This is a genomic window from Bacillus sp. P4_D3 (genome assembly GCF_056401855.1).
Window position 1 is genome coordinate 1 of record NZ_JBFUIN010000214.1, and the last position, 5,421, is coordinate 5,421.

A 5,421-nucleotide genomic window follows, 5' to 3' on the forward strand; every position below is an offset into this window, starting at 1 on the left:
CATAAATCCAATTGCCCCTAAAGCAAACCACATTTTCATAAGCCCTTCCGACATATATACACCCCTTTACTTTCAATCTATTTTTATACTATTTTAACAAATTAAAATCTTTAAACAAATAAAAATCATCATTTTTCCGTGAATTGATGATTTTTATTTAAAATAATAAAACCGAAGCACGAAATGATGCGCTTCGGTTGACCAAATATGCCCTTAACAGCTCTATTCCCATTCTTTCATAACTATCATATGCATTCTCTAAACTCTTTGTTTCTCATAATTTATTTTTTAAACATTTTACTTAACGAACCAAAATCCGCCGGCATATTATTGTTAATAATCGCTTTTACAATTTGATCCTCTTGCTCTTTCGGCACTTCACGTCCTGCCATTAAAGCAACTTGATGAATCAATTGGCGAAGCACTTTCTCATCACGTAAGTTCGCATTTTGAACAGATGATGCTAATTTAAAAATATCTTCTTTATTCACTTTCGCTTCCTTTTCAATGTTACTAAAAATGTTGTTATCCATTCTTTTCACCCTCTCCTCAAGTTACTCTTCATCCTATGCACAAATGAAAAATTGGTGAAAAGACCCAGAAAACAAAAAAAACGGTAGAAGCACAAAATGTACTTCTACCGCTTTTTTTATAATAAATCAGGTATCGTTTCAACTTCATGTTTTCGAACACGCCCCATCAATGAGCCTACTGTATCTTTTACATTTTTCCCATTGAACAACACGTCATATAAAGCGGCTGTAATCGGCATCTCAACTTCCATTTTCTCTGCCAATTCATGAGCAGCTTTCGTTGTTCGTACACCTTCAACAACCATACCCATACTTTCTAATACTTCTTCTAAAGAATGTCCTTTTCCAAGCATATTTCCCGCACGCCAATTTCGACTATGCACACTTGTACAAGTTACAATTAAGTCCCCCATACCAGTTAGACCAGCAAATGTCAGTGGATTTCCGCCCATCTTTCTTCCTAAACGAGCAATTTCCGTTAAACCACGTGTCATTAATGCGGCTTTCGCATTATCACCTAATCCAAGTCCGTCAGTTATTCCCGCAGCTAGTGCAATAATATTTTTTAAAGCACCACCTAGTTCAACTCCAACGATATCTGGGTTTGTATATACACGGAAATAGCTATTCATAAACAGATCCTGTACTTCCTCAGCCGCTTCCATACGTTTTGCTGCAGACGTAACAGTCGTCGCTTGGCGCAAACCTACTTCTTCAGCATGACTCGGCCCAGATAGTACAACAACATCCTTAATCAAGCTCTCTGGAATTTCTTCCTCAATCACTTCCGAAATACGTTTTGACGTACCTGGTTCTATTCCTTTACTTGCATGAATCCAAGTAATTGGCTCTGTAACAATTTCTTTCATCTCTTGCAATACGTCTCGGTACGCTTTCGTCGGTACTACTAGCAGTACTGTATTTACATCTACTAATGCTTCTTCTAAAGAAGAGTAGGCTACGATTGTGCTTGGCAATGTAATCCCTGGAAGATATCTACTGTTCTCACGCTTCGTATTAATCTCATCCATAAGTTCAGAACGATTTCCCCAAATACGTACATCATGCCCATTGTCAGCTAATACCATCGCTAACGCTGTTCCCCAGCTACCTGCTCCTATTACTGTGATTTTTGTCATAAAATCACATCCTCTCCATTAGTCTCTTGCTCTAGCGATAATGTGAATCGGCGTTCCTACAAAACCGAACGCTTCACGTAAACGATTCTTTAAGAAGCGCTCATATGAAAAGTGCATTAATTCTGTATCGTTTACAAATATAACAAATGTTGGTGGTTTTACCGCAACCTGTGTCGCATAGAAGATTTTCAGACGGCTACCATTATGTGTCGGCGTTGGATTCATCGCTACCGCATCCATAATTACATCATTTAATACATTCGTTTGTACACGGATGCTATGGCTTTCATTTACCTCATTAATAACCGGTAATAACGTTTGTGTACGCTTTTTCGTTTTCGCAGATAAGAATACAATCGGTGCATAATCTAAAAATTGGAAATGAGCACGGATGTTTTCTTCAAATGCTTTCATTGTTTTTTCATCTTTTTTCACTGCATCCCATTTGTTTACAACGATAATAACAGCTCGTCCTGAATCATGAGCATATCCAGCGATTTTTTTATCTTGCTCAATAATTCCCTCTTCTCCGTCTAAAACGACTAAAACAACGTCAGAACGTTCAATCGCTCTAAGTGCACGAAGTACACTATACTTTTCTGTACTTTCGTATACTTTCCCTTTTTTACGCATACCAGCTGTATCGATGATTACATAATCTTGATCATCTTTACTATATGGTGTATCGACAGCATCACGTGTCGTTCCCGCTATATTACTTACAATTACACGTTCTTGACCAAGAAGTGCATTTACAAGTGATGATTTCCCTACGTTTGGACGTCCAATTAAAGAGAAACGGATTGTTTCATCGTCATACGCTTCTTCTTCAATCTTTGGAAAATGATTTGCAGCTTCATCTAACAAATCACCAAGTCCTAAACCGTGTGTACCTGAAATCGGGAATGGCTCGCCAAATCCTAATGCATAAAAATCATAAATATCACTACGCATGTCTGGATTATCAACCTTATTTACCGCAAGTACAATTGGTTTTTTAGAACGGTATAAAATTTTAGCAACTTCTTCATCTGCTGCAGTTACACCATCGCGACCATTCGTCATAAAAATAATAACATCTGCTTCATCAATCGCTACTTCCGCCTGTTGACGAATTTGTGTCAAGAACGGCTCGTCTCCAATATCAATTCCACCTGTATCAATAATGTTAAACTCATGATTTAACCATTCTCCCGCACTATAAATACGGTCTCGCGTTATACCTGGTATATCTTCTACGATTGAAACTCTTTCTCCAACAATTCTATTGAAAATAGTAGATTTTCCTACGTTCGGGCGGCCTACTATTGCTATTACTGGTTTCGGCATATACTTTCATCCTTTCAACTTGCTTCTGTTTATTATGTAAAAAACCCTTCTTTGTGCAAGAAGGGATTTGCATTCCAGAATATTTCTCAACGTATCAAAACACCTCACATTATACCACACGTTACTAATGTTTCACAATAATATATACATTATCTTGTAAGCGATGTGCAATCCCATCTAAAATAGCCTCTAAATTATTTGCAACAAATTCCAGTTCCTCTGTCGACTCGCAAATAAATAAAGGGGCACCACCTGCAAATTTCTCTGGCGTTGTTGTAATGACTGCGAGAATAACACTTTCTAACATCATCTCTTATCTCCCCTTCCTTTCGGAGCTTCTGATGACATATGAACAGCACTCTCTAATGTTGGTACATTTCCAATTACCCCTATCGCTTTTTCTGCATCTTGATCTTGCGGCAGAACAAAAATCCCAACTCTCCCATCCTCTAAATCACGCTTCGCTAACGGTACAAGTGCCGGCGTTCCAGAATCTCTATATATTCCTAAAGCAACCGAAACATCATGTAAAATAGCTTGACGTTGTCCTAAGTTTGAGATTGTAACCATCGCATCTATCGATTTCGGTTTTAAAATAAATCCCATTCCATACTTCATAATTTCTTCTTGCCTTGCTGGCAATCCAATATTCATAATGTAAATATTATCAATATAAAGTCCCGCTCCTTCAAAACGAAGTGGAACGTGTTCTATTTCTACAAGGTCATGAAGTCTTTTACCTGACATTAATTTTTTCGCAATGAAAAAACTTACTGTACCAGTAATTACCCCAGCAATCCATGAATGGAATCCTATATACGCAAACGTTGTTACAAACGACGTTAACATCGCCAAGTAGTTACGACTTTCAAATACTAATGCAATTCCTTCAATGTATGTATTACCACGTGGTACGAGCTCATATCCATCTAATTGTTGAAGCGTATTTCTTTCCATATTGCGCACATCACGAAATTGCGTCGCTGCTAACGTAAGAAATGTAATTGCAGAGAAATCTTTTTTCAAAACAGACGGAATCGCAATTGCTCCTAAGGCAGCCGCAATTAATCCCATCGCGATATGAATAATTTTTCCGTGGAGCCTCGTCGGATATTGCCTCGTATCGGTACGAAGCATTAACACCCTAGTTATTGTAMCTGCAATTACGCCACATAAAATAGCTGGTGTATATTCAGTCATGCATTACCCTCGCCTTTCTTTTACGTGTTTTCCTCTTAAATTGTTCCATATATACTGATGCTTTCGTAATCCAAAGTAAAATCGCCATAAATAAAGTGGAAACAGCAGCAACATCTAAAAAAGCTAAACTGCCATATTCATAAGGAAAATGTAATTTACGAAAAATAAGCGTCACCAACAATTCACCTTGTAACATCCCTATATATAAGGAGCATAATCGTAATATGCGATCCCCGTGCAATAAAACCGATGCATACACAAGTGCACCACTTAACAGCAACAACCTATCAACCACAATCCAAATTGGATCATATACTTCTAACAAATGAAAGCTTGTATATAACATTGCAATAATAAGTGCCGAAAGTAAGGTATATAATTTTTTCCAAATAGAATATAACGTGATGCCTACAAAAGAAATAATACAAAGCAAAAGGGCATTTACCGATATCGCGAAAGACGCAATCGTCACATTTAACGGAGAACAAATAATAAAAATTAATATACAAGCACTTATCTTCCAACGAATAGATTCTTTTTTCATAAAAAAGGTCACGACAATCCACCCTATCCAAGCAACAAAATAAAAAGTACTCCCATCCATCACTTCACCTCCTATGTTTTCCATTATGGGAACTTTTTATGAAAGTTAATCCCCCTTTTCTTTGTGCATAGTTTTTCTCATAACAGCAAAACTTTTAATAAGGAGGTGTAACTCACAATGGGTAAAGATCGCCAAGAACGAAAACTAAGAGAATCACGCCGCGTTGAATCTGATCGCGACCAATCACTTCAATATCCCGGTGCAACAAGTCTTGATACACCGGAGCAAGCTCGAAAACAGAATCAGCATTAAATAAAGTGAAACTTCAGCGGGGGTATCCATCCACACTGATTATTAGCCCACAGCAATCGGGCTTTTACGGGCAATACAAAAAGACGGTTTCGATAATGTACGAAACCGTCTTTTTACACAATTATTTTATTTCTACTCGTCATATAATTCTTTTGTTTTCGCATTATAAACCCTATCACTTGATGAGGCATCAATCGTAACTATGCCTGTTGTTTTTTTAGAATATTTGACACTCCCACCCCTAAAGGGGCCAGCTGACTAACGTCAATGGGATTCTTGCTACCAAAGGCGAAGTCCATTTCTGGTATCGCTGACGTGCAAGATTGCGGTGTGCCATCACCACTCCCACAACAGACCATATAGG

General features: G+C 37.8%; 7 protein-coding genes. 1 reads left to right on the plus strand and 6 read right to left on the minus strand.

The genetic code is table 11. The features are described 5' to 3' along the window. Window positions 1-281: 281 nt before the first annotated feature. From AC1DTM_RS17445 to AC1DTM_RS17470, 6 genes are all read right to left on the minus strand, one after another. Window positions 282-533 (minus strand): stage VI sporulation protein F, encoded by a 252-nt coding sequence (locus tag AC1DTM_RS17445; protein WP_002158593.1) that lies wholly within the window; start codon window positions 531-533, stop codon window positions 282-284. Between the two features lie 116 nt (window positions 534-649). Then, complete coding sequence (locus AC1DTM_RS17450) at window positions 650-1,672, minus strand: NAD(P)H-dependent glycerol-3-phosphate dehydrogenase (RefSeq protein WP_002201139.1); 1,023 nt, start codon at window positions 1,670-1,672, stop codon at window positions 650-652. Between the two features lie 18 nt (window positions 1,673-1,690). Then, on the minus strand, window positions 1,691-3,001 hold the full coding sequence (gene der, locus AC1DTM_RS17455; protein WP_377940351.1) for a ribosome biogenesis GTPase Der: 1,311 nt from the start codon (window positions 2,999-3,001) through the stop codon (window positions 1,691-1,693). A 124-nt stretch (window positions 3,002-3,125) separates the two neighbouring features. Then, window positions 3,126-3,311 (minus strand): capping complex subunit for YIEGIA, encoded by a 186-nt coding sequence (locus AC1DTM_RS17460; protein WP_002086624.1) that lies wholly within the window; start codon window positions 3,309-3,311, stop codon window positions 3,126-3,128. Further along, window positions 3,308-4,201 (minus strand): YIEGIA family protein, encoded by an 894-nt coding sequence (locus AC1DTM_RS17465; RefSeq protein WP_477000561.1) that lies wholly within the window; start codon window positions 4,199-4,201, stop codon window positions 3,308-3,310. Before AC1DTM_RS17465 ends, AC1DTM_RS17460 begins: the two co-directional genes overlap by 4 nt. Next, complete coding sequence (locus AC1DTM_RS17470) at window positions 4,194-4,805, minus strand: YphA family membrane protein (RefSeq protein WP_088098875.1); 612 nt, start codon at window positions 4,803-4,805, stop codon at window positions 4,194-4,196. The genes AC1DTM_RS17465 and AC1DTM_RS17470 overlap by 8 nt, the downstream gene beginning before the upstream one ends. 117 nt (window positions 4,806-4,922) lie before the next feature. Between AC1DTM_RS17470 and AC1DTM_RS17475 the strand changes: the two genes are divergently transcribed. Next, window positions 4,923-5,057 carry a YpzI family protein gene (locus AC1DTM_RS17475; RefSeq protein ID WP_000513901.1) on the plus strand — a complete coding sequence of 45 codons (135 nt, stop codon included), beginning with the start codon at window positions 4,923-4,925 and terminating at the stop codon, window positions 5,055-5,057. The last annotated feature ends 364 nt before the right edge of the window (window positions 5,058-5,421 follow it).